This is a genomic window from Streptomyces sp. P1-3, from assembly GCF_050613155.1.
Lineage (GTDB): Bacteria > Actinomycetota > Actinomycetes > Streptomycetales > Streptomycetaceae > Streptomyces.
Genome location: NZ_CP192512.1, coordinates 7,703,597 through 7,726,018, shown reverse-complemented (window position 1 = coordinate 7,726,018; position 22,422 = coordinate 7,703,597). Strand labels below are relative to the sequence as shown.

Here is a 22,422-nt window from a genome sequence, read left to right as displayed (position 1 = left end):
TCTTGCACCCGGGTCTGACAATCGCCCTGACCAGTGCAAACACCCCGATCCCCGGGCTGTTCCAGGCGGCGGTGCCCGGCCTGTCGCCGTCCCGGTGCTCACGGGCCAGTGGCAGAACCGGCCTTGCGTGCTCGACGAGCACAAGCAGTGTCATCGGTGCGGGGCCGGATCGCGGCCGGTGATGTTCGACTTCTCCGGCACACTGCTGCGCATCGAGTCGACCAAGGAGTGGCTCGGCGCGGTCCTGACGGCGGCCGGCGCCACTCCGCTGTCCGGTGGCGAGTTCACCGATCGGGTTCAGCGGCTGACGCGGTACGGGGCACTCCCGGGCGGCCCGGCGCCCCTGCACGTGCCCAGGCACCTCGAGACTCTCTGGCGTGAGCGGGACCTGAGCACCGATCGGCACCGCGCGGCCTACACCGCGTTGGCTCGGGAAGGGCTGGCACCCTCCGAGGTGCTGATGGTCGGCGACGACCGCGTCGCGGACGGCGGCGCGGAGGCCCTGGGCTGCGCGGTGCACTTCGTCGACCACCTACCGGTCGATCGGCGCCCCGACGGGCTGGCACCAGTCCTGGGCCTGCTCGGCTAAGCGCTTCTGCGAAGTCCTCGCAGCCGAGGGGTTCGGAGAGCTCGGCGTGAGGGAGCTGCGCGCCCGCGATGGGGACGGCCGACGCCCTTACACTGCGCTCTGCTATCACTCACTCTCTCTATGTAGCGTGGTGCGGTAGGCAGCCGGGGTGACGTCATAGGTGCGGGTGAACCATCGGGTGAGATGGGCCTGGTCCGCGAATCCGGCCTCGGCGGCCGCCGTCGATGGTGCCGCGCCCTCGGCCAGGAGCGCGCGGGCTCGGCGCAACCGCAGATCGCGTTGGTAGTCACTGGGTGCGAGGCCGTACGCAGGGCCAGCACGGCGGCGGTGAGGTGTTCCTCGACGACCAATCGGGGTGCGTTCTCGACGACCGCGGTGTGGAGACCGCCCACGGCTCGGGCCAGGGCCGGGTTGTCCACCACCGGGGTGTCGAAGAGGGGCAGCCCGGTACTGCCGGGAGCCGCGTCGGCGAGAACCTCCCGCAGCAGCTCCTCGCCGAGGTGCAGCATCCGGTAGCGGTACCCATGGTGGACGGCTGACTGTCCGTCGTGGGGCTCGTCCGGATTGAACGCCATGACCAGTCCGTCCGCTGCAGCGGACGGGCCAGGAGTCGCGGCTACGTCATGGATCTGGGCACCCTGTGGCGCCTCGCCCGCGACTGGTAGACCGGACGCCTGGAACCGGGCTGCACCCGCCGCGACCCCGCCTCGGCCACCGCCTACTTCGCTGAGGTCGGCCTGCACGGATCTTTCTGGGGGCTGCCTGACTGAGGTCCCGACCGCCACCTCCACCCAGCGGCGAACCGTGCGGGGTGGCCGACCGGTGCGCGCGCATCCCGACGACGTCCCGGCCGGCCACCCCGCGCGGACAGGCAGGCCCGCCGGAGCCGACCACCCATGTCGTCGTCCACCTGGTCTGCCGCTATTGAGGTGCGATCGCCTTGACCCAGTCGTCGACGGTGACAACCTCCGCCCACTGCGGGAACAGTCGCTCGATGAGGACCCGGTGCACCTCCGGGTCGGTGTCCAGACAGGCGTCGGAGAGGACGGTGAGGCCGAAATCCAGGTCGTGCGCCTGGCACAGGGTGGACAGCACCACAGCGCTGGTGGCGATGCCGGTGAGCACGAGGCTGTCGATACCGCGTGCCCTCAACACCACGTCGAGATCACTGCCCGAGAACGCGCTCGCCCGTCTCTTGGTGACCACCACGTCGCCCGGCCGGGGCGCGACCTCGGGGTGGATCTCGGTGCCTGGGGCGCCCTCGACGTAGAGGCCAGCCCGTGCGATGGCAGTGAGAGCCCTGTTGCGCGTGCCGACTTCCGGGAAGCCGGGACGTAGCGCGATGACCACGTAGATCACGGGGATGTTCGCCACCCGGGCCCCGTCGATCGCCCTGCGCAGCCGTGGCAGGTATCCGGAGCCGTCGTCGGCGATGTCCACGATGGCCCGTTGGACGTCCATCACCAGAAGAGCGCTGCTCATGTCGTCTCCAGGAACGAAGTCAGTTCGGCGTTGAAACAGGCCGAGTTCTGATGTTCGAATCCTACGCGGCCTCGGGCACGGTGGTGGTGCGCCCGTCTACGGGACCCGGGAGCGGCCGACCGCCGGACCTGGCTGATCGGCACCGCTCACACCCAGCGCGTCCTGAAACGCTGTGGTGACCGACAAGGATGCCCGAGAACTCGCTCAAGTCATCGATGAAGTCGGTAAGTTGACCCCTCCACCGGCGTTCGCTCCACGGGGGACGCGTGTGGCGGTGCGCGGGGACAGTACAAGCCCACGGGGGATCGATGACGCAGACGGTGCACGCCGCGTGGCGTGACGTGGACAGGGCTCCGACCGGATCGGCGCGTGGCGGGTGGGTGGGCTCGGGCGCGTGCCCGAGCCGCCGTGCCGTCGCGCTGCTCGCACCGGATGTCCCCATCGGCTCCCCAGCCGACGCGCGGGACCGCATGGTCGTCTGCGGCCGGATCTGCGCGTGAGGCCCGAAGGCGCCGCGCGCCGTATCCTCCAGCAGGCCGAGCGCGCGGACGCCGGGCCCGGCGCCCTGGAGTGGTTCCTCGGGCCGGAGGCCGTGGCGGCGGCCGACGAGGTGCGCGGTGGCATCGTCCTGTCCGACGGGAGCGTGTGGGGCCTCGGGGTCCTGGCGCTCGGTTACGTCGACTGGTGCCGCTATCTCGCGGGGGGCGAGGCCGATCGGGGGGCGCTCGGTGCCGCGGTGCTCTGGTTCGCCGGGATCCACGAGCAGGATCCCGGGCAGGTGCCGCACGGGCTGCGCCCGCTGTTCGACACGTTGTCCGGCGAGCCCGGCGGTGCCGCGACGGAGCCTGGTTTCGCGTACGACGGGGGCGTCGGGGTAACGCTGGTGTTCCAGCAGAGCCGCCACCCCGGGGCCCTGCCCATCGCCGAGGCCCTACTGCGGCACGCCGTCGCCGGTTTCGGTGAGGGCAGCGTCGAGCAGGGCATCTGCCTGTCGGACCTCGGAATCGTCCTCCTCTACGGATTCCAGGACGGCGCGGGACGCCACGTGCTCTCCGAAGCCGTCGACGTCGGCCGCGCCGCCGTGGTCTGCGCACCCGGCGTCCGGGACGAACAGGCCCGCAGGCACGGCAACTTGGGGTACACGCTCAGGCACTGGGCCGAGGCGGGCGCGAACAGGGACGCGATACGGGAGGCGGTTGCCGAACTGCGGCAGGCGGTGGAGCTGTGCACGTGGAACAACCCGTTGCGCGCGCAGCACAGCGCCACCCTCGGTTCCGCGTTGTGCCGCGCCGCCGGCGATCTCAAGGATCCCGCGCTGCTTTCCGAAGGCATCGCGCTGCTGCGCGCGGCCCTTTCGGAGCCGGACGTCGTCGTGCCCCACCGCGCCTCGTTCCTCTCCGACCTGGGCGTCGCCCTGATCAGGCGGGCAATGGAGAGCGGCGACGGCGCCGAGCTGTACGAGGAGGGCATCGCCGCCTGCCGCAGGGCCGCCGCCACGGCCCCCAACCCCGTCGAGCGCGCCGTGTACCTCACCAACCTCGGCCTGCTACTGGATGGGCGCGCGTCGCGCACCGGCCACCCAGGTGCCCTGGACGACGCGTACGCGGCCGCCCGCGACGCCCTTGAGGGCGCACCGTCCGGGCATCCGGTGTTCGCCCAGGCGCACTTCGTCCTCGCCCACGTGCTGGGCTCGCGGCACACGGCGACGGGCGGCCTCGCCGACCTGGACGAAGCCGTTGTCCACGCCCGCCGGGGGATGGCGTCCGTACCGGCCGACGACCTGCGCCGACGGGTGCTCCACGGCACCAGACTCGCCGACTTGCTGCGGATGCGCGCCGTCCTGCGGCACGCGTCCGCCCCCGGGGGTCCCAAGGAAACCGAGGGTTCCGAGGAACCCGGGGAACTCCACGAGCCGATCACGCTGCTTCGCGGCCTCGGTGAAGAGGTGCCGGCCCGCTCCGCGGAGCGGGCCCGGGTCCTGCTGGCGCTCGGGCGCTGCCTGAAGGCCTCGGGCAGGGGCGCCGCCTCCGATGCCGGCTCCAATGCCGATGCCAATACCGATACCGACGCCGATACCGACGCGAACGAGGCCGTCGACTGCTTCCGAAAGTGCCTCGCTCTGCCGCCCCCCAACAGCGACTTCGAGGCCACCGCGCGTTTCGAACTCGGGGCGGCGCTCGCCCGGCGCGCCGGGCCGCACGACGACGCCTGGCAGCAGGGCGCCGATGAGATGCTCCGGGGGATCGACCTCCTCCCGGCCGGTGACCCGCTGCGCTGGGATTGCCATGCGGAGTACGCCAAAGTCCTCGCGGACCGGGGCGACGCGACGAGCGGCGTCGACCTGTACGAGGAAGCGGTGCGCCTCCTGCGCGAGGTGGTCACGCACCCCCCGTACGCCCGCGGTGCCGGAGGCGCCAGGTGCCGGTCGAACCTCGGCACCGTCCTGGCGAAGCTCGCCCTGCGCACCGGCCGGGTCGAGCTCTTCGCCGAGGCGGTGGCCAGCCATCGGGAAGCCGTCGGCATGACAGCGGCGGAGGACCACCAGCGCGTGCACCGGCTCGGCGCCCTGGGTGAGACCCTGATGGGTCTCGCCGAGTTCCGCTCGGACCCCGAGATGCTGAAAGAGGGCGTCGAGGTGCTGCGCGCGGCCTTGGCCGCTTCCGGCGAGGCGACGTCCGACCGGGCCTTCTGTCTCACCGCCCTCGGCGACGCGCTGCGCACCCTCGCCCGCCTCACCGGCGGCCTCGCTCCGATAGAGGAGTCCGTCCGATGCCATCGGGAGGCGGTCGCCATGTCGTCGGGACCACCCACGCCCGCGGCTCTGCTCGGTCTTGCGAACAGCCTGGGGGAGCACTACCGCCACACTCGCGACGTACAGCGGAGCGACGAGGCCATGCGGTACTTCCGCGCCGCCCTGGCCGCCGAACAGCCCGCGTCCGCCAATCGGGGCCTCATCCTCACCGGCCTCGGCTACGCCGAGTGGCACCGGGCCGTCGACAGCGGCGACGAGACCCTCATGGACTCCGCCGTCGGCACGCTGCGCGAGGCCGTGACCATCGTGCCCAAGGCACGCATCGGCATGGCGCTCACGAATCTGGGCGGCGCCCTCGCGGACCGCGCGCGGGTCACCGGCAACCGCGTCTGGCTGGCCGAGGCCGTGACGGTGCTGCGCCGCGCGGTGAAGGACAGCCCGCCGACGGCCATGGAGCGTTCCCTGCACCTGAACAACCTCGCCGAAGCGCTGCGCAGCTGGTACGAGACCGTCGGCGACCCGTCCGCCGCCGACGAGGCGGCCGCGCTCCTGCGCGAAGCGATGGCCGGGAAGCACAGCGAGCGCCTGGGCGCCGAGCTTGCCGCCATCAACCTGGGTATCGTGCTGACCACCCGGGCCCGGTTGGAGACGGACCCGGACGTCGCCGGTGAGGCCCGGCGGGTCCTCGAAGAGGGGGTGGCCGGGCTCGGCGAGCATCACCCTTCGCGTTGCTTCGCCCTGCTGAACCTGGCGGACGCCTGCGTCACCGCCGCCCACTTGGCGGAGGAGGCCGCCGCCCATGTGGCGGAGGAAACCGACGCCCATGTGGCGGAGGAGGCCACAGGGGCCGTGGCTCGGCAGGCGCTGCACCGGGCGGTCACGGCCACCCGGGAATCCCTCGCGGGCACGCCCGAAAGCCATCCGAACCATGCCCTTGCCCAGGGGCTCCTGGCCCAGGCGCAGCTGGGCCGCGCCGCGCTGGGCGAACGGGTCGACCTGGTGGAGGCGGCCCGCATCGCCCGCAGCTGCGCGCGCAATCCGATCGCCCCCAGCGCGGCCCGGCTGCTGGCCGCGCGTGCCTGGGGCGAGGCTTCGGCGAAGGCGGGTCACCACGCCGATGCCCTGGACGGGTACGCGTACGCCGTCGGCCTGTTGCCCAGCATCGCACCGCGCGACCTCGCCCGCGCCGACCAGGAGGCGCGGCTGCGCATCAGCGCGGGCCTGGCGAGTGACGCCGCGGCGCTGGCGCTCAACGAGGGCGCGGCGGGCCGCGCCCTGGCCCTGCTGGAACACGGGAGAGGAGTGCTGCTCGCCCAGGGCCTGGAGAACCGGGCCGACGTGTCGCGGCTGCGTGACCTCGACCCCGCCCTCGCGGCCGAGTTCGAGCGGATCCGCGACCAGCTGAGCGCCCCGCCCCAGCTTTCCCCGGCGCTGCACACGCTCTCCCCGGCGTTGCGCACCGAAGCCGGCGGCCCGGCCGCCCCGCCCCACGACGCCCACGAGGCGGGCGTGATCGCCGAGGCCCGGCATACCCTGGCCAGGCGCTGGGAGCGACTCCTGGACGAGATACGGGAGTTGCCCGGGCTCGACGGCTTCCTGCGCCCGCCCTCCGTGCCGGAGCTGGTCACCGCCGCCGCCGACGGCCCGGTCGTGGTGGTCAACGTCAGCGGCTACCGCTGCGACGCCCTCGTCGTGACCGCCGACGCCGGGATCGAGGTGGTCCCTCTGCCCGACCTCACCCCGGAGGCCGCCCTGTCGCGGGCGGCGGAGTTCGTCGACGGGATCGACGAGGCGTACGGCGGGAAGGGGGTGGACAACGCGGTCGCCGCGATGCGTACGCTCTCCGGGACGCTGGGCTGGCTGTGGGACACGGTGGCCGCTCCGGTGCTCGACCGGCTCGGCCTGGACGCCGTACCGCGCGACGGTGCCCCCTGGCCCCGGCTGTGGTGGTGCCCCACCGGCTGGCTGTCCTTCCTGCCGCTGCACGCGGCCGGGCGCGGCGCGCCGGACTCCGGCACCTGGGTCCTCGACCGTGCCGTCTCCTCGTACACGCCGACCCTGCGCGCCCTGGTCCGGGCGCGCGACGGGCTCACCCTCGGTGCTCCGGCGCGCCCCTCCCCGCTGGTCGTCGCCCTCGCCGAGACGCCCGGGGCCGCGCGGCTGCCCGGCGCCTCGCGGGAGGCGGCGCTGCTGGCGGAACTGTTCCCCTCGGGGCGGCTGCTGGCCGGGGCCGACGCCACGGTGGAGGCAGTCGTCCAGGCGCTTGAGGCCCACCCCTGGGTCCACTTCAGCTGCCACGGCGTCAGCGAGCTGCTCAGCCCGTCGCAGAGCGGGCTGATCCTGTACGACGGACGGCTCACCGTGTCCGACGCCGCCGCCCAGCGCCCGAGGAGCCCGGAACTCGCCGTGCTGTCCGCCTGCTCCACGTCCCAGGGCGGGGTCACGCTGCCCGACGAGGCGGTGCAGCTGACGTCGTCGTTCCAGCTGGCCGGATACCCGCATGTGATCGGCACCTTGTGGACCGTCTCCGACAAGCTGGCGACGCGCCTCACCGAGGAGTTCTACGCCTCGCTCGCGGAGGACGTCGCCCGGGGCCGCCCCATCGATCCGGCCGCGGCCCTGCACCGCCCGGTCAGGTCCCTGCGCGACCGCTACGCGCAGGCGCCGCACCTGTGGGCGGCGCACATCCACACGGGCCCGTGAGACAGGGCGGCAGCGGGCACCGGCTGCGGGTCGTCACGCCCCCCGCGTTGCCCGGCTCAGGACACCTCCGGCTCCGCGGTCCCGTGAACGGGAGGCGCGGCATCCCCCATCGCCGTGCCGGAAGGCCCCTGCGGCACCTCGTCCGGCTCGGCCACGGCGTCGGTGGGCCGATAGGTCCTGTGGGAGGAGAACTCCTCGACCAGGTCCGCCAACTCGGCGTCATTTCCCGTCTCTTGATCCTTTGTCATCGACTGCTCCCTCCGCCGCTGCCGCGGACGGCGGCAGCAGCACCTCCAGTACTTCCACGTCGCTCGCCCGCACGTACACGCCCGCGGTACCGGGCACCTTCCCGAGGAACCTGCCGTCGGACCCCACACGGTACTGAGCCTGTAGGTAGAGGTCCCCTTGCTGCGGATACGCCGACACCGCCGACCGCGAACCAAGCCAACCACCCACCCACAGACCGCTCTTGAGGCGCATTCGCACGAAGCAGGAGCCGCGGTCGCGGAAGAGGGCGTCCCAGGCGGTCGGCATCGGCTCGTACCGCGCCCGCGCGTGCCGCCTCCGCCACGCCGCCTCCGCCCAGGCCAGCGCGGACGGCACGGCGACGATCAGGAGCAGCGCGGCGAGTCCCGCTTGGCGAGGCCGCCGCAGCACCCCGGCGACGGGCCCGTCTCCGTCCCCTGTCAGCAGCCGCACCAGCCACGGCCCCGCGGCCACCGCGTAGAGGGCGTCGAGCAGGGCCCCGGCGGCGATGGCGCGCACGATCCGGTTCTGCGGCTCCTGCTCGCTGGGGAGGGTGCCGCGCAGCCGCTCCCGTACGGCCTGGTAGAAGACGCCGGGCAGCACGAGGATCAGCAGGATGGTCAACTGCTGCGCCGTTCCTGGAACCATCGCGGTGCTGTACCCCCGTGCTCAGTGCGTCGGCCGTATCGCCGCCGCCTCAGGATGAGTGTGGGAAGGCCCGCGTCACGGGCCCGTTGAATGTCGGCGACGTCAAGGGGACGGCGTCCAGACCGCCGGAACCATATCGGTCAACGCGTTGTCGCCTCGACCAGAATGACGCGGTGGAACTCACGCGGCGATGGAACTCACGCGGCGTCGTCAAGGCGACAGGTCAGCCGGAGCACTCGCACGACTCGCACGACTCGCATGACTCGCATGACTCGCATGAGAGGTGGTGACGGCGGGCTCGGGTGCGATGTGCGTGCGCACCGGAGCGCCGCGCCGTCCGGCCAGTCGGCACCCGAGGCAGCCCGTGTGTCCGCCGCGCGCGGCGCGGTCCCGGACCTTGAGGCCCCACTGGTCGGCAGGCCGCACACCGGGCGGTTTGCCCCAGCCCGCGAGGTGCAGGCCCCATGTGACCAGCACCGCCGACGCCATGACGCCGAGCCCCAGCCAGATACCCGGGCGCCAGCCGCACACCCCCAGGCCGGTGACCGCCGCCCCGGCCGTGGCGACGGTGCAACCGGTCCATCCGGCGATGGTGTGGCCCTCGTCGTGCTGATGTCCGCTCATGTGCCAGCCTCCCCGCGCCCGCCGGGCCGTGCCACGGCATGCCGCGGCCACACCACCGGCGCCGACCTATGATGTCTTAGCAAGCAAGGAATTTATCTTACGTACTAAGGGAATTCAATGGAGGGCAAGCTCCGCCCCGCCGCCTCCGCCCCGGACGCGATCAGTGCGATGGACCACCTCATGGCGACGAGCATGGTCGGCCAGCAGGAGTTCGCCCGGAACCTGGGTCTGAGCGTCACGGACCTCATCTGCTTCGCCTACGTCCTGGAGGCCGGGGACTCACCGCTCACCGCCGGCGACCTGGCCGGGCGCGCGCACGTCACGACAGGGGCGGTGACGGGCATCCTCAACCGCCTGGAGCGCGGCGGATTCGTGACCCGGCAGCCGGATCCCGCCGACCGGCGCCGGGTGCGCGTCGCCGCCGTCCCGGCCGCCGCCGAGCGTGTGCGCGCCGTCTACGAGCCGTATTACGCGCGCCTCACGGACCTCTTCGCGGACTACACGCCGGACGAGGTCGCCGTACTCGCCGACTGGCTCACGCGCGCGGGTGCGCTGGCACGCGCCTACCTGGAGGAGTCGTGCGAGAACGGATCCTGATCGCGCCGCCGCTGGGGGTCCCCCGCGGACGCGTCAGCCGTCGCCCCACTCGCTGAGTTCGGTCAGGGCATGGGCTGCCTCCACGCAGATATCGCTGTACGAGTCGTCGGCGAAGGCGACGAGGAGCCCGACTCCCTCCTCGCGGTGCCCGTCCATGCGAGCCAGGGCTGCAGCGGCCCCGACGCGCTCGTAGCTGCCGAGCGTGGGGCTGTTGGCGAACGCGGTGAGCGGCCCGGCGGCACGTTCATCACCGAGTCGGGCCAGGTTCCAGGCGGCCCTCACGCGTTCGCGCTCGTCGAGGGCGGGGTTGCCGGCGAGAGCGGCGAGCAGCACGGCGGCTTTCTCACGGTGTCCCTCCAGCTCGGCCGTTTCCTGGGTGGCCACCACGTCGACCAGGTTCTGAGCGGACGTCACACGGTCGCGGCCGTCAAGCGCGGGGTTGCCGGCGAGAGCGGCGAGCCGGCCGGCGCCTTGTGCCCGGTGCCCGTCCAGCCTGGCCAGGGCCCCGGCTGCCGTCACGCGGTGGAAGCCGTCGAGGGCGGGGTTGTCGGCGAAGGCGGCGAGCGGCCCGCTGGCGCGTTCGTCACCAAGTCCGGCCAGGGCCTCGGCCGCCGTCACGCGGGTATAGCTGTGGAGGGTGGGATTGTCGGCGAAGGCGGCGAGCAGCCCGGTGCCTTGCACCCGGTGTCCGTCCAGCCTGGCCAGGGCCCCGGCTGCCGTCACGCGGTGCAGGCCGCGCAGGGCGGGGTCGGTGGTGAGGGCGGCGAGCAGCCCGGCGGCCTCTTCCTGGTACCCGTCCAGCCCGGCCAGCGCCTGGGCTGCCCCCAGGCGGTCGTGGCAGTCGAGAGCGGGGTCGTTGGCGAAAGCGGCGAGCAGCCCGGCACCCTGCGCCCGGTGCCCGTCCAGATCGGCCAGGGCACCGGCGGCATGCATGCGGTGGTGGCTTTCCAGGAAGGCGTCGTCGGCGAAGGCGGCGAGCAGCTCGGTGCCCTCCTGCTGGTGTCCGTCCATGCGGGCCAGGGTCGCTGCGGCCTCCACGCGGGCGTAATCGTCGAGGAGGGTGGTGTGGATGAGGCGGGTGAGTTGTTGTGCGGTGGTGTGGGGGGAGGTTGGTGCTGAGGTTGATCTGGGTTGCGAGGAACAGATAGGCGGCATGTCCTCCGGGTGCGGTGAGGTGTTCAAGGGCTTGGATGGTGGCGGCCGTGACGTGGTCCTGAGGCGTGAGGAGCCCGTCGAGGAGGAAGCCCAGGTAGGAGGGGTCCAGGTCCGGTGCCTTCCAGCGGCCGGCGGCAGGGGCGCGCTGGAGGGGGAACAGGTCGTGGAGGAGCTGGACGCGTGCCTGCTCGTCGCGGGTGGCGTGGCGGGCGGCGTGGTATTCGAGGAGGGTCTGGTGGAGGAAGTCGACGTCGCCTGTGCGTTGTGCCAGTAGGCCGGTGGGGCGCAGGAGGTCGCCCAGGAAGGCGTTCCAGATCGGTTCCCTGACCTTGCCGGGGCGCCGGGCGTGTAGGTGTGGGGCCAGGACCTCGACGGCTGGGTCGGTATTCCCGCTGATTCTCGCGTGCGCGAGGAGGTCGATCAGCTCTGGCAGGTGGTTGCGTACCCGTTGTGCGGCCTGCTCGGCGGCCTGGTTGTCTTGAGGCATCTGGTGGCGGTCCTTCAGGAGGCGGATCGCCTCGTCGTGAGTGCCGCGGATGTTCTTGTGGGTGTTTTGTTCGTAGAGCAGTTCGGCGAAGGACTGGTAGGCCCCGGTGCGGCCGTCGGGCAGGGGCCGCGTGGGATCGGCCGCGTAGAGGCGGCACAGCATGGAGGCCATCAGCGGGGTGCGGGCCAAGGTGTCCAGACGCGAGCGCTTGAGTCCGGCCATGAACTCCAGCACGTGGTGGTCGGTGCCGGGCAGGTCGCTGAAGCATCCCCGCGCGTACGCACGGAGTTCGGCGAAGGTGAACCGCTGCAATTCGAAGCGGACGGTGGCGGGGCCCAGCCGGTTGAGTTCCCGGTCGGGCAGGGGCCGGGTGGCCACCACGAAGCGGTACACGAACGGCTTCGTCTCGGCCTCCCGAGCCAGCCGGTCCAGCAGGGCGACGCGGGTGGCCTGGTCAGGAACCTCATCGAGACCGTCGACCATCACCAGCCAGGGCGCCCGGGGCCGCGGGTGGTGGCCGAAGAAGTCCTCGGCGAGTGCTTCACGCAGCCCGAAGACGCCGAGGTCCCCGGTCACGGCCGCCGCGAGCGCCTGCGCCAGGACAGGGGCGCCGGCCAGGTCCGTGGCACGTATCAGGACCGGAACCGCCGTGTGGGCCCGGCTGCTTTTCTTGCTGTTCAGCCAGTGGTCGGCCGCGTCAGTGAGGTGGCGACGCAGCAGGGTCGACTTGCCGACGCCCGCGCCGGCCATGAGGACCCGGATGCGGTCCTCGCCCGCGAAGACGTCCTCGGCGGCCACGAAGGTGGTCTGAGCCCGGGGACGTGGGGGCTGGGCCTCGACACGCTGGCGAACGTAGACCTTGGCGAGCGGGGGTGAGGCGGGGTCGTCGCTGAGGCCGGGATAGGGGTGGAGATCAGCGGCGCGCGAAGCGGCTTTGAGGTAGGCGCCCAGTCGCGGATCGGGCCCGGGGGTCGAATCACTGCGGGCGACCTCCCACAGCGCCTTCCACCGCGCCTCGCACACCCTCCACTCCACGCCGGCGTTCTGGAGGTTCCGGATCGCGGCCTGCGCTTCGGCCTTGTCGACTGCCGGGCCGGAAGCTTTGAGCCCGGCCTGGAGATCCTTGATCTTCCGAGCGAGATCTGCCCGGCTCGGACGGTGTTCGCAGGCGACGACGAACGCCTCGACCAGCGCCCACAACTGCTCGAATTTGGCGGCGGGGGTTCCCGCCAGCCAGTCGCTTACCGTCTGCGGCTTCAGCGCTTCGCTTGCGCTCAGGCGCTTGTTGGCTTTCCTGATCGCGTCTGACTGCGACAGCCCGGACCGGTCCCACAACGCCTTCAGCTCCGCCATCAGGAACCTTCGCCCAGCGCCGAGTTGCGAATCCTCGGTCATGACCTCCTGCCTTTCCCGGGTGCCGCGGCATCCGGACGCCTCCGGCGACGCGACGACGGGCACCCTCGTGACCTGGTCGTCGCGGACGCGGATCCGGTGCGGTCCGGCGAGATACGACTCGTCCGTGTCGGTGAGTTGGACTTCCTCCGTACCCGGTCGCCCGACCGGGGTCGTAAACGGAGCGAAGGGAGGTTGCTCATGGGCGGCGCGGAGTGGGTTCTGGTGACCGGTCTGCTGATCATGGCGGCCATGGTCGTGCTGGTCGTCCACCAGGCATTGGAAGGTACGGCTGCGCGCGACCGCGAACAGGTGCTGAAGGCCCTGGCGGTGGTGGTCCGCGCCCTCGCGGAGCTGGTCCGCGCCCTGTGGGGCCGCAGGTGATCCGGCTCTCCGGGCGGGCCTCCCGGCAGGCGCGCACACGCTGCCAGAACAGCGGGGTCAGGCCGCGCTGGCCGGCACCGGTGAGCAGGTCGGAGCACTTCGGTTCGGCGAGCACGTCCTGGAGCGTTGGCGTGTTGACGTTCGTCCGGCACCGCCGGATCTCCCCGCCCTTGCCGTACTAGATCGCCGCGTTCGCCGCGTTCGCCGCTTTCCAGTACGCGACCACGTTCAAGCCCTCCTCGATCTCCCTCTGGAGGTCGCGGTCGCGCAGGTAGCGGGCGACGAACAGGGTGCGCTGGGCGCGGCCGATCTCCAGCATGGCCTGGTAGGCCGGTTGGGAGGCGGCCACCTGCTGTCGATGCGATCACCGCGGGCCATGCCGAGTCCATAGCGGAAGGTTGCCGGATCTCGTGCAGGCGTGGGCCGCCATGGCCAGGGCGATGTGGCGGTGCCAGCGTGGAACTAGTCGGCGCGGCCCGTCGCCGCCACCGTTACGCCCAGACCGATCATCGCGAAGCCGCCCGCCCCGCCGACCATCGACAGGCGGCGGTCCGAGCGGGCGAACCAGGAACGGGCCGCCGCGGCGCCCAGGCCCCACAAGGTGTCCGTGATCATGCCGATGGCGACCGGGACCAGGCCCAGCGCCATCATCTGGAAGGGGACATGGCCCGCCGAGTGGTTCACGAACTGCGGCAGCACCGCCGCGAAGAAGACGAGGCCCTTCGGGTTGGTGACGCCCACGAGAATCCCGTCCAGGATCGTGCGCAGATCACCGCGCCGCTCACCCGCCGGGGCTTCCATGTCCGCCGCGCGCATCTCCTTGCGGTGCCGGAACGCCTGCACGCCGAGGTAGACGAGGTACGCCGCCCCAGCCAGTTTCACGCCCGTGAACACCGCCGCCGAGTTCTCCACCAGCGCGCCGAGGCCCCATGCCACAGCGATCACCAGGAGGTACGAACCGATCAGATTGCCGAGGACCGTCGCGAGCGCCGTGCGGCGACCGTGCGCGAGGGCTCTGCCGATCACGAACAGCACGCTCGGCCCCGGAATCACGATCACCAGTAGCGACATCGCCGCGAACGCGAGAATGCTCTCCGCGGACACCATATGCCCGTCACCTCCTGGATTGATTTCCAGGGGGAATGGAAACAGATGACGGACCGCCCCCTCTAGGCCTCATCCACATGCCGAGATCACGGGCACATCGATCCCGAGACCGCATGCTCATGGTGCTCACATACTCGTGGTGCTGGGACAGCTCACCAGCGCGCGGCCGGTCAGTGCGGCAGCTCAACCGACAGGTGCGGGGTCAGCGACCGGAGGAAGTCCGCCGCGTCGAACATCGCGCCGGCCGAGGCCACGCCCGTTGTGCGCGTGTGCCCGGCCAGGATCCGCTGGACGGCCTCCACCGCCAGTGGTGCGGTGACCGCGTAGATGTCCTGGCCACGGGCCGTGGCACGTCGCTCGACGCCACCCGCGCGGACCAGGACGTCGACGACGAAGGTCTGGTTCGACCGCCCCAGAGCGTCGACCGGCTCCGGCTCCGGCGTGTCCTCCTCGGCCAGGTCCCTCGCGGCTTCGACGGTCATGTAGGTGCGGACTTCAGGCACGGCCACGTGGCTGGGAACGGTGACGACATCGGCCATGGTGAACTCCGCGATCACCGCCCGTCGGCCCAGCGGCTCCGGGAAGTGCCAGTCCTGCTCCCACGGCTTGTCGTCGTGGTACTGCAACGCGCCGTCCGTGAACCGCACCCGACGGCCCGCGCGACGCTGATGGGACACCCGACCGGCCGCCCGGGTGCCCGCCGTGGGATGCCAGCTGCTCAACCCGTACGCGACGTGCGCCACGTCCGCGGCAGTCCACTCCCCCATCGCCGCGGTCACCAGCAGGTCACCCAGTCCACCGTAGAACGCCATCGCCGGCACCACGGGCGTCTCCGTCTTTCGGGCTGCTTCCGCGTGGTCGGCGAACATCGAAACGTTCGCTTCGATCTCTGCCGCGACGTCGACGTACGGGATCCCCGCGCGCAAGGCCGCCTCGACGAGCGGGCCTGCCGTCACCGCGAACGGTCCGGCGCAGTTGATGACAGCCGCCGCGCCGGCGAGGGCCCGGTCCAAAGAGTCCGCGTCGTCCACGGTGGCCGGCCGCACCGCCACGTCTCCCCACTCGGCGGCCAGCGACTCCAGCCGAGCCTCGTCACGGCCGGAGATGACTGTGGCGAAGCCACGCCTTCGCAGTTCGGCGACGATGAAGCGACCGGTGTGCCCGGTCGCCCCGTAGACCACTACTGCGGCCGCTGTACTCATAGTTCCCCGCTCTCGATGTGCTGATGAGCCCAGTCTCGCCGCGGGCAGGGCCCGACTGTGATGGTCCGGAACGACATCATGCGTACACTTTCGGACATGCCCACTGTCGCGCTGGCCGCCGCCGGAAACCTGCTGCACTTCGAGCTGGCGGTGGCCTACGAGATCTTCGGCAATCCCCCGCGCGAAGCCACGGCGGGCTGGTACGAGGTACTGCTCTGCGGGCCCGGTCCGGTGCAGGTCGGGCCGTTCGTGGTCGAGCCCGACCACGGGCTGGAGCGCTTGGCCGGCGCCGACACCGTGATCGTGCCCGCGTGCGCCGACGTCGACGATCCGCCGCCGGCGGAGCTGATCGATGCCGTGCGGGCGGCTCACGAGTCGGGTGCCCGGGTCGCCTCCCTCTGCACCGGAGCGTTCGTGCTCGGCGCCGCGGGCCTGCTGGACGGCCGGCGGGCCACCACCCACTGGGCTCATGCCGCGGAGCTGAGTGCGCGCCATCCGCTGGCCGTGGTCGACCCGGACGTGCTGTACACGGACAACGGCAGCGTGCTCACGGCCGCGGGCAAGGCCGCCGCCGTGGATCTCTGTCTGCACCTGATCCACCTCGACCACGGCGCCGCCATCGCCAACTCCGTCGCCCGTCGCCTCGTCATGCCGCCGCATCGGCCCGGCGGTCAGGCCCAGTTCGTGGCCACGCCGGTGCAGATCGCGGGCGACCACACGCTTGCCCAGGTGCTCGCCTGGGTCCAGCAGCGGCTGGACCAGCCGCTGACCGTGGCCGACATGGCACGGAGGGCGAACACGAGCCCGCGCAATCTCGGACGGCAGTTCCGGTCAGTGGTCGGGCAGACGCCGATCCAGTGGCTCCTGACCCAGCGCGTACGCCGCGCCCAGGAACTGCTGGAGGCCACCGACGACACCATCGAGGCGGTTGCCCTAGCCACCGGCATGGGTACCGCCACGACACTCCGGCGCCAGTTCAAACGGATCGTCGGGGTCCCACCTGACAGCTACCGGCGCTCATTTCGCAGCGCGAAGCCTGCCTGACCGGTACGGGGGCGCAGCATAACTCCCGGCCAAACGCACCCTGCGTGCCGACGGGGGCCGGGAGGAATGTTCACGGGTCTCGACAGCATCGTGCCTTCCTCGGGCCAACTGAGGCCGGTGCCCGCCGCTCCTCCGGATCGTTCGCCGCAGCGAGCCGCAGCGAGCCTCTTGCCGATCACCCCGGGCCGGCATGGTCCGAAAGAGACGGCTGCCTAGAGTGGCGAAATGCTCATGCCTGCCGACCGGCCCGCCCTGGACCTGATCGATGCGCACCTGGAGGCCCTCCGGGACGGAACGGACCTCCCGCTCCCGCAGGGGCCGGCCGGCCTCGCGGCCGACGGAGGAGGCGAACTCGTCCACTGGGCCCTCGACCAGCTCCGGCGCATCTCCGGCGAGCCGAAGGACGTCTTCGCCCGCCGAGTCGGCAGTCTGCTGGTGGAGTTCCGCAGCCGTCGCTGTCCCTGGAACGCGGCGGCGCTGCGGCTGCTCGACGACACGTACACCTTCGCGGCCACCGGCCCCCGTCGGCACGTGAACTGGGCGCACGACGTCCACGCCGTGCTGCACCGGTCGGTCCCCGACCCCCGGGGCTGGGTCCGACTGGACTGGGACCGCACCAACGACGCCCGCCTCACGGTGCCCGCCTACCCCTTCGACCCCCCGGACGCATCGGAGTTCCCCGGCCGCCTGTACCCCCTGGAGGCGGAGGCGGCGGTCACCGCGCTCGCCGTCATGGCCGAGGAATGGCAGGCGGAATTCGCCCCCGTGCGCTTCCGCCCGGACCAGGACGCCGTGCTGGCGGACGCCCGGACCCTGCTCGACAGGTACGGCCCCACCGCGCGCTACTGGACCAACGCGACGGCCGCCGCCTCGGACCCGGCCCCGGACTTCGTCGCGGCGGGCCTCCAGGGCACTGCCTCCCACAGCTTCCTCACCTCTGAGTACCTCAACGGCCTCGACCTGTTCGAGGACCTGGGCGTGATCGCGGTGGCTGATGACGAGGTGGGCGTCTTCTGGTCGTTCGGGGCGTACTGACGTACGTTTCGACCCATGACACACGCTGTGGAACCCGGCCCCGGCGGCGGCCCGGTGGGCGACTGGTGGGCCTACCTGCCGGAGCAGACCCGCCGGGAGGTCGACGCGAACGTACTGCGCGACCGCCGGATAGCGGCGATCAAGGCCGTGTGGGAGGCCCTGCGCCCGCTGGAGTTGGGGCTGTGCGAGGCGGAGCAGATGGTTCACGCGCGCTACGAGGCCCTCGCCGACCGCGTGCAGCACCGGCCGCCCGATCCGCTCGACCTCCCCTCACTCGCGGCCCGCGCCTCGGGCCTCCCGGGCCGGGTGGCCGCGGTCGAGGCCCTCTGGGACGGTGACACCGTGCATGACTGGTTCGTGCTGCTGGTCGCGGTTCTGGACGACCCGTCCGGGGAAGGCCACCTGGCGACCGTCTACCACCGCCCTGGCAGCCCCCCGCCGAGCGCCGCCGCCACCGAGGCGGGCCGGGCTCTGGCCGACCGCCTCGGGGTGCCGTTCCACTTCGCCTCCCCTGACGTCCCCGATCACCAGGCCCCACGCTGGCGGACGGCCCAGGGCCTGTCCGGAGGATCTTGATCGGAACCGTCGATGAATCGCGACGACGCCCAGGAGCAGGGCGGCCGCCGGGTGCCTCCCGTTCTCGTGAACACCATCCCCGAATCGACCACTGGATGCTGTCCGTGAACCTACGTCACTCAGTACGCGCGATCATCCTCGGCGAGGACGACCGTATCCTTCTCTGCCGGTTCGCGATTCCGGAGCCCGCGGGAACGGTGGTATGGGCAGCTCCGGGCGGAGGGATCGAGCAGGACGAGACGCCACTTGCCGCACTGCGTCGCGAACTGCGGGAAGAGGTGGGCCTCGCCGTCAGGACCGATCCGCCACACGTGTGGCGCCAGGAAGTGGTGGCGCCTGGGCATGCAGCGGGTTACGACGGCGTCGTCAACGACTACTTCCTCGTGCGCACGGTCGGGTTCAACCCGCGCGGGGCGCTGTCCGACGACGAGCTCGCTGCGGAGAACATCAGCGGTCTGGAGTGGTGGCACCTGCAGGAAGTCGCCAATTATGACGGTCCCGACCTGTTTTCTCCCCGCGACCTTGCGACTCCATTGACGGCATTGATCACCTCTGGTGTTCCACCCAGACCTGTGCTGCTCGGCCTCTAAGCAGACAGTCCGCGTCACGGCGCGCGTAGGACTCGCTTTCGCAGGAGGCGAAGCCCGCGCGGCCGAACATCTGGCGCTTGAGCATCCACGCGAAGGCCGGACGTGCCTGGTTCGGCCAGAATCATGCCGTAGCTCCTGCCCCTGCACGTCGCGTACTCATCGACGCCGACCACCCCTGGGGCCGGTACGTCCAGTTCAGGAAGGGCATCGATCAGCCGCAGGACCGTACTTCGGCTGGCCGAGACTCCGAAGACGCTCGCCATGCGGGCCCCAGCGCGGCCAGCGAGCGCGAGCCCGACCGATGCCAGCGTCGACCGCAGCCGCTCGGTCCTTCGGCCGAACCGCCGGGTCAGCCCCGGCACCTGCTCGACGAAGGTGCGCCGGTCGCACCAGGCATTCCCGCACGTGAGTCGACGAACCCGTAAGCACAGCACCACCCGTCTTCCCGCGCTGGGCACATGCACATCAGCGGGAAATCGCAGGTAGGAGCCACGAACCCGGCGGTTTCCTCGTGGTCAAGCCGGTTGGCGAAGCCAGTGGGTCTCCGTAGTCCAGCCGAGGAAGCGGCGTCCGCCGCCCGACTCCGGCGTCCCACCGTCCGCGGCCTGGCGCAGGCCGGTCAGCGCAGGGGCGAGCCGGGCCACGACGTGGCCGGGATGGCGGGCCATCTCCTCCCCCAGCCAGGCGATCGCCACGGCCTGTTCCCGGGGGCCGCAGAGCGACAAGTGGAACACCATCTGCCGCCATGCGTACGCCGCGTCCTTGATCGTCGACAGCGGCCGCGGGTTGCCCGGTATCCGGGCCGTCAGCAGGCACACGGTGGTGAAGCAGCGCCGGGCCAGGTCGTCCCAGGCGGGCGCGGGGCGGATGCCGACCCGGCTGACCAGAGTGGCCAGGTTGTGTGTGGTGAGGATCTGGGCCTGCTCGATGATCTTGCCGTTGGCTGCCACCGACCAGGCCCGGCCGCCGGACTCGCCGGCCCGCTCGGCACACAGCTTCGCGAACCCCGGCGAGGTGCGCAGCCGGTGGGTGCGGGTCAGCGACTCGCTCGCCTCGGCGATGGCGAGGTTGCGGACCGCCGCGTAATCGATGCCGTAGTAGCGCTCGTACAGCGTGCCGCGGAGCAGTTCCGCTGCGACCCGAGCAGCCGCGAGGAACTTCGGTGTGAAGGTGCCCATGAAGATGTCCGCGGCCAGCTCCTCGACGAACGGCGCGCCGGACTCGGCCTGTCGGGCGAGCACGCTCAGCTCGCGGACCAGCGGGTTGGGCAGGAGCGTGGCGGGGAATGCCTGCACGGCCAGTTCGCCGAGTTGGCGCAATACGGTATGCGCACCCTCCTGCCCCTCCTGCCCCTCCTGCCCCTCCTGTTCCTCCCGTCCCTCCTGTCCCTGATGATCGCGGTGTTCGGTCACCGCCTTCACCCAGGGCAGTTCCTCGACCCGCACCTGGCGGTCGAGGTTGAGCAGGAGCAGCGAGCGGCGGTTGCGGAACGCGCGGTAGTTCGCGGCCGTCAGAGTGCGCAGGGCCTCGTCCCGGTATGCCTGCGAACCGGTCACGGCGACCAGTTGGGGCACCAGTTCGGCCAGGACCTCGGCCGAGGGCACGACGCCGCGTTCCACAAGCGTGCCGATCGGGGCGCTCAGCGCGGCTTCCACGACGTGCCGGACCGCTGTCGGGATCGCCGCTCCAGCGGGCAGTCCGGTTTCCTGGGCCTCGCGGGCAGAGACGTCCGAGACCAGCGGCGCCACATCGGCGGCTCCCGTGTGCTGAGGGAGCCCGGACAGTCGGCGCAGCACCAGTTGGGCGAGCGCGTGGTGCGAGGGCCGGGCCGCCTGGGCCGCCTGACGGGCGCGCAGCTCGGTGTGGCGTCCTGAGCCGGGACGGCCGCGCCGACGGACCATGGATTCCACCGCGTGCCGCAGCAGCCCGAGTCGGCGCGCGTCCAGCGCGCGGCCGGCGACGGTCTCCTCCAGGGCGCCGCGCAGGATGCCCAGGTTCTCCTTCGGGTCGCGGTGCTTGGTGCAGCGCGTGTGTGCCGCGGCGAGCTCCCGGTAGCGGCGCAGGAGCACCGCGCCGCGCTCCCGCCAAGCGCCGTCGGGTACGCGATCCAAGACGCGGCCGGTCCCGGCGGTCTCCAGCCAGTGCGCGAGGAGCGCGTCGCCGAAGGGCTGCCAGATGGTGAGCGCCTCGTGCTGGGCCTCCACAGCGGCGTTGGGCCTCCGGCGGGCCAGGGACCCGGCGGCCTCGCCGACTGTCCGCCGGTGGACCGCTCGGCCGTCAGGCGCGGGCAGGAGGGACGGCCGGGGCGTGAAGCGCAGTCGGTCGGCGAACGGTTCCAACTCGTCGACGAGGTCCAGTGCGGCGGCCACGTCCCCGGCTCGCACCAGCCACGCCACGGTCAGCAGCGCGGCTTCCTCGGGCACGGCGATCTCGTAGCAGCCGCTGTCGAGCAGCGTGTGCAGCCACGCCAGGCCCGGCTCGGTGAGGCAGTACGCGAACAGTGCCCGGCGCTCGGCGGGCACTCCCGCCTGGAGCGCGGCCTCGCGCTCGTACGGCTCGAGCGGGCACTCGGCGCTCGCGGCGGAGGTGGCGAATCCGCCCCGTACGACCTCCGGGGTCACCCAAGCCGGCAGCCCGGCCACCGGGGTACGTGAGCCGATGCTCAGGCGGCCATCGGCCATCCCGGAGAGCACGGCCCGCCAGCGGTCGACGCGGCGTTCGGCGCGGTGGCGGGTGTCGGCGTCGCCACGGGTGAGCGCGGTCAGGAAGGCCCGGGCCAGCATGGCCTGCGGGTAGGCCGCGGATACGTTCGCGCCTGCGGAAGGCTGCTGCTCAGCGTCGTCGTTCATAAGCCGACGTGGCAGGTTCCGCCCCTGCGCCCTCCGGGTCCAGAGCCCGGTGCTCTCCTACTGAGCTACACGCCGATGGACGGGACAGTAGACACCTGTCCGGGCCCCGTACAAACCATTTTCCGGGAATCAGCTTGTCTGACCCAGCCCCTGCGCCTGTACGGGCTGGCCAACAAGGTGGTCATCGTGACGGGTGTGTGGGCGGCGAGGCTGTGCGCCCGTCCGGGGAATCGCTGCCCCGCTGATCACGTACGACACGCAGTTCGCTTCGACCATCTCCTGCCAGGGGCGTCAGTTGCGGACAGGACCACCCCGATAGCCTCTGGCCATGGCTGATCCACATCCCGCCGTCTACGAGGCGCACTTCACCCGCACGCCGTTCCAGCTCCTGGCAGGGGCGGGCTGGAAGCGTCTGGTCGCGTTCCGCGTCGACAGCGCGGGCGTACTGCTCGGCGGCGCGCCGGCCCGCTACGAAGCCCAGACGGCGTTCGTGCCGTGGGAGGACATCACATCGGTAGTTCTGTGGCAGCAGCAGATGGCCGGTCCGTCAATGAACTACGTGGGCGTGCACCGCCGTCCCGGAGCACCGCCGCTACCCGGCATGAACAGCGGGCTCCGACCGGACCAGACGGCCGGACTCGCTCCCCACGTCGAACATGAGCTCTTCCTCGCCAGCCGACCCATCAACCTCTGGCGCCTGGACCCCGAACGCCTGCAAGCCGCCGTCGACACATTCGCTCCCCGGCTGCCGGTTCTCGTGTACCAGCAACAGGAGAACCGGTAGGCATCACAGGTCAAAGGACGAGCCGGGGCCAGCCGCCACGCTCACACGTGCCCTCGCGTCGCCGGGGGCCATGACTCCGGACACATCAGCGCCGGACACGTCAGCGCCGGACTCAGCATGCAGACCGCGCGCGTGCCGTCACCGCGCCGGCCGGCCTGGCCGCGGGCCCGCGCACT

The 22,422-nt window shown here is 71.8% G+C and carries 22 protein-coding genes, 1 tRNA gene and 1 pseudogene; 12 read left to right on the top strand and 12 right to left on the bottom strand.

The genetic code is table 11. The features are described 5' to 3' along the window. Positions 1–181 precede the first annotated feature (181 nt). Positions 182–589, top strand: coding sequence for a hypothetical protein (locus ACQUSR_RS33045; RefSeq protein WP_431046981.1), 408 nt, complete (start codon positions 182–184; stop codon positions 587–589). Positions 590–694: 105 nt separating this feature from the next. On the opposite strand, the gene ACQUSR_RS33040 is transcribed toward ACQUSR_RS33045, so the two are convergent. From ACQUSR_RS33040 to ACQUSR_RS33030, 3 genes and pseudogenes are all read right to left on the bottom strand, one after another. Next, positions 695–856 (bottom strand): helix-turn-helix domain-containing protein, encoded by a 162-nt coding sequence (locus ACQUSR_RS33040; protein ID WP_431046979.1) that lies wholly within the window; start codon positions 854–856, stop codon positions 695–697. 122 nt (positions 857–978) lie between these two features. Next, positions 979–1,164 (bottom strand): annotated as a pseudogene (locus ACQUSR_RS33035) (AraC family ligand binding domain-containing protein); the annotation flags it as partial. 346 nt (positions 1,165–1,510) lie between these two features. Next, positions 1,511–2,071, bottom strand: a complete 561-nt coding sequence (locus ACQUSR_RS33030; protein WP_431046977.1) for a cysteine hydrolase family protein — start codon at positions 2,069–2,071, stop codon at positions 1,511–1,513. A gap of 308 nt (positions 2,072–2,379) precedes the next feature. Between ACQUSR_RS33030 and ACQUSR_RS33025 the strand changes: the two genes are divergently transcribed. Together ACQUSR_RS33025 and ACQUSR_RS33020 are read left to right on the top strand one after the other, a co-directional pair. Then, positions 2,380–2,571 carry a hypothetical protein gene (locus tag ACQUSR_RS33025; RefSeq protein ID WP_431046975.1) on the top strand — a complete coding sequence of 64 codons (192 nt, stop codon included), beginning with the start codon at positions 2,380–2,382 and terminating at the stop codon, positions 2,569–2,571. Then, entirely contained in the window at positions 2,568–7,526 is a 4,959-nt protein-coding gene (locus tag ACQUSR_RS33020) for a CHAT domain-containing protein (RefSeq protein WP_431046973.1), read from the top strand. Before ACQUSR_RS33025 ends, ACQUSR_RS33020 begins: the two co-directional genes overlap by 4 nt. Positions 7,527–7,582: 56 nt before the next feature. Here the strand turns inward: ACQUSR_RS33020 and ACQUSR_RS33015 are convergent, their stop codons facing one another. From ACQUSR_RS33015 to ACQUSR_RS33005, 3 genes are all read right to left on the bottom strand, one after another. After that, positions 7,583–7,774, bottom strand: a complete 192-nt coding sequence (locus tag ACQUSR_RS33015) for a hypothetical protein (protein ID WP_431046971.1) — start codon at positions 7,772–7,774, stop codon at positions 7,583–7,585. After that, positions 7,746–8,420 (bottom strand): DUF6338 family protein, encoded by a 675-nt coding sequence (locus ACQUSR_RS33010; RefSeq protein WP_431046969.1) that lies wholly within the window; start codon positions 8,418–8,420, stop codon positions 7,746–7,748. Before ACQUSR_RS33010 ends, ACQUSR_RS33015 begins: the two co-directional genes overlap by 29 nt. Before the next feature lie 210 nt (positions 8,421–8,630). After that, positions 8,631–9,044 carry an HGxxPAAW family protein gene (locus ACQUSR_RS33005; protein ID WP_431046967.1) on the bottom strand — a complete coding sequence of 138 codons (414 nt, stop codon included), beginning with the start codon at positions 9,042–9,044 and terminating at the stop codon, positions 8,631–8,633. A gap of 117 nt (positions 9,045–9,161) precedes the next feature. On the opposite strand from ACQUSR_RS33005, the gene ACQUSR_RS33000 reads away from it, so the two are divergent. Continuing rightward, positions 9,162–9,641: a MarR family winged helix-turn-helix transcriptional regulator gene (locus tag ACQUSR_RS33000; protein ID WP_431046965.1), complete on the top strand. Its 480-nt coding sequence runs from the start codon at positions 9,162–9,164 to the stop codon at positions 9,639–9,641. Between the two features lie 33 nt (positions 9,642–9,674). On the opposite strand, the gene ACQUSR_RS32995 is transcribed toward ACQUSR_RS33000, so the two are convergent. Further along, positions 9,675–10,652 (bottom strand): hypothetical protein, encoded by a 978-nt coding sequence (locus tag ACQUSR_RS32995; RefSeq protein ID WP_431046963.1) that lies wholly within the window; start codon positions 10,650–10,652, stop codon positions 9,675–9,677. A 58-nt stretch (positions 10,653–10,710) separates the two neighbouring features. Here ACQUSR_RS32995 and ACQUSR_RS32990 point away from each other — a divergent pair, with 58 nt between their 5' ends. From ACQUSR_RS32990 to ACQUSR_RS32980, 3 genes are all read left to right on the top strand, one after another. Continuing rightward, on the top strand, positions 10,711–11,070 hold the full coding sequence (locus tag ACQUSR_RS32990; protein ID WP_431046961.1) for a hypothetical protein: 360 nt from the start codon (positions 10,711–10,713) through the stop codon (positions 11,068–11,070). A 129-nt stretch (positions 11,071–11,199) separates the two neighbouring features. Next, positions 11,200–12,159, top strand: coding sequence for a hypothetical protein (locus tag ACQUSR_RS32985; RefSeq protein WP_431046959.1), 960 nt, complete (start codon positions 11,200–11,202; stop codon positions 12,157–12,159). A 717-nt stretch (positions 12,160–12,876) separates the two neighbouring features. Further along, complete coding sequence (locus ACQUSR_RS32980) at positions 12,877–13,059, top strand: hypothetical protein (protein ID WP_431046957.1); 183 nt, start codon at positions 12,877–12,879, stop codon at positions 13,057–13,059. A 178-nt stretch (positions 13,060–13,237) separates the two neighbouring features. On the opposite strand, the gene ACQUSR_RS32975 is transcribed toward ACQUSR_RS32980, so the two are convergent. The 3 genes from ACQUSR_RS32975 to ACQUSR_RS32965 form a co-directional block, all read right to left on the bottom strand. Next, a complete protein-coding gene (locus tag ACQUSR_RS32975) occupies positions 13,238–13,408 on the bottom strand; it encodes a Tn3 family transposase (protein ID WP_431046955.1) in 171 nt (56 codons plus the stop codon). A 113-nt stretch (positions 13,409–13,521) separates the two neighbouring features. Beyond that, entirely contained in the window at positions 13,522–14,166 is a 645-nt protein-coding gene (locus ACQUSR_RS32970; RefSeq protein ID WP_431046953.1) for a LysE family translocator, read from the bottom strand. A gap of 170 nt (positions 14,167–14,336) precedes the next feature. Further along, positions 14,337–15,368 (bottom strand): saccharopine dehydrogenase family protein, encoded by a 1,032-nt coding sequence (locus ACQUSR_RS32965; protein WP_431046951.1) that lies wholly within the window; start codon positions 15,366–15,368, stop codon positions 14,337–14,339. Between the two features lie 96 nt (positions 15,369–15,464). On the opposite strand from ACQUSR_RS32965, the gene ACQUSR_RS32960 reads away from it, so the two are divergent. The 4 genes from ACQUSR_RS32960 (at position 15,465) to ACQUSR_RS32945 (ending at position 18,613) form a co-directional block, all read left to right on the top strand. Beyond that, positions 15,465–16,412: a helix-turn-helix domain-containing protein gene (locus ACQUSR_RS32960; protein WP_431046949.1), complete on the top strand. Its 948-nt coding sequence runs from the start codon at positions 15,465–15,467 to the stop codon at positions 16,410–16,412. Between the two features lie 225 nt (positions 16,413–16,637). Further along, complete coding sequence (locus tag ACQUSR_RS32955) at positions 16,638–17,447, top strand: hypothetical protein (RefSeq protein WP_431046948.1); 810 nt, start codon at positions 16,638–16,640, stop codon at positions 17,445–17,447. A gap of 15 nt (positions 17,448–17,462) precedes the next feature. Then, positions 17,463–18,023 carry a hypothetical protein gene (locus ACQUSR_RS32950; protein ID WP_431046946.1) on the top strand — a complete coding sequence of 187 codons (561 nt, stop codon included), beginning with the start codon at positions 17,463–17,465 and terminating at the stop codon, positions 18,021–18,023. A 95-nt stretch (positions 18,024–18,118) separates the two neighbouring features. After that, the gene (locus tag ACQUSR_RS32945; RefSeq protein WP_431046944.1) at positions 18,119–18,613 is read left to right on the top strand and encodes an NUDIX domain-containing protein; all 495 of its coding nucleotides are present in this window, start codon (positions 18,119–18,121) and stop codon (positions 18,611–18,613) included. A gap of 515 nt (positions 18,614–19,128) precedes the next feature. Here the strand turns inward: ACQUSR_RS32945 and ACQUSR_RS32940 are convergent. Then, positions 19,129–21,462, bottom strand: a complete 2,334-nt coding sequence (locus ACQUSR_RS32940) for a hypothetical protein (protein WP_431046942.1) — start codon at positions 21,460–21,462, stop codon at positions 19,129–19,131. Between the two features lie 3 nt (positions 21,463–21,465). Then, positions 21,466–21,537: transfer RNA gene (locus tag ACQUSR_RS32935), tRNA-Gln, on the bottom strand. A gap of 253 nt (positions 21,538–21,790) precedes the next feature. On the opposite strand from ACQUSR_RS32935, the gene ACQUSR_RS32930 reads away from it, so the two are divergent. Further along, positions 21,791–22,246: a hypothetical protein gene (locus tag ACQUSR_RS32930; protein WP_431046940.1), complete on the top strand. Its 456-nt coding sequence runs from the start codon at positions 21,791–21,793 to the stop codon at positions 22,244–22,246. The last annotated feature ends 176 nt before the right edge of the window (positions 22,247–22,422 follow it).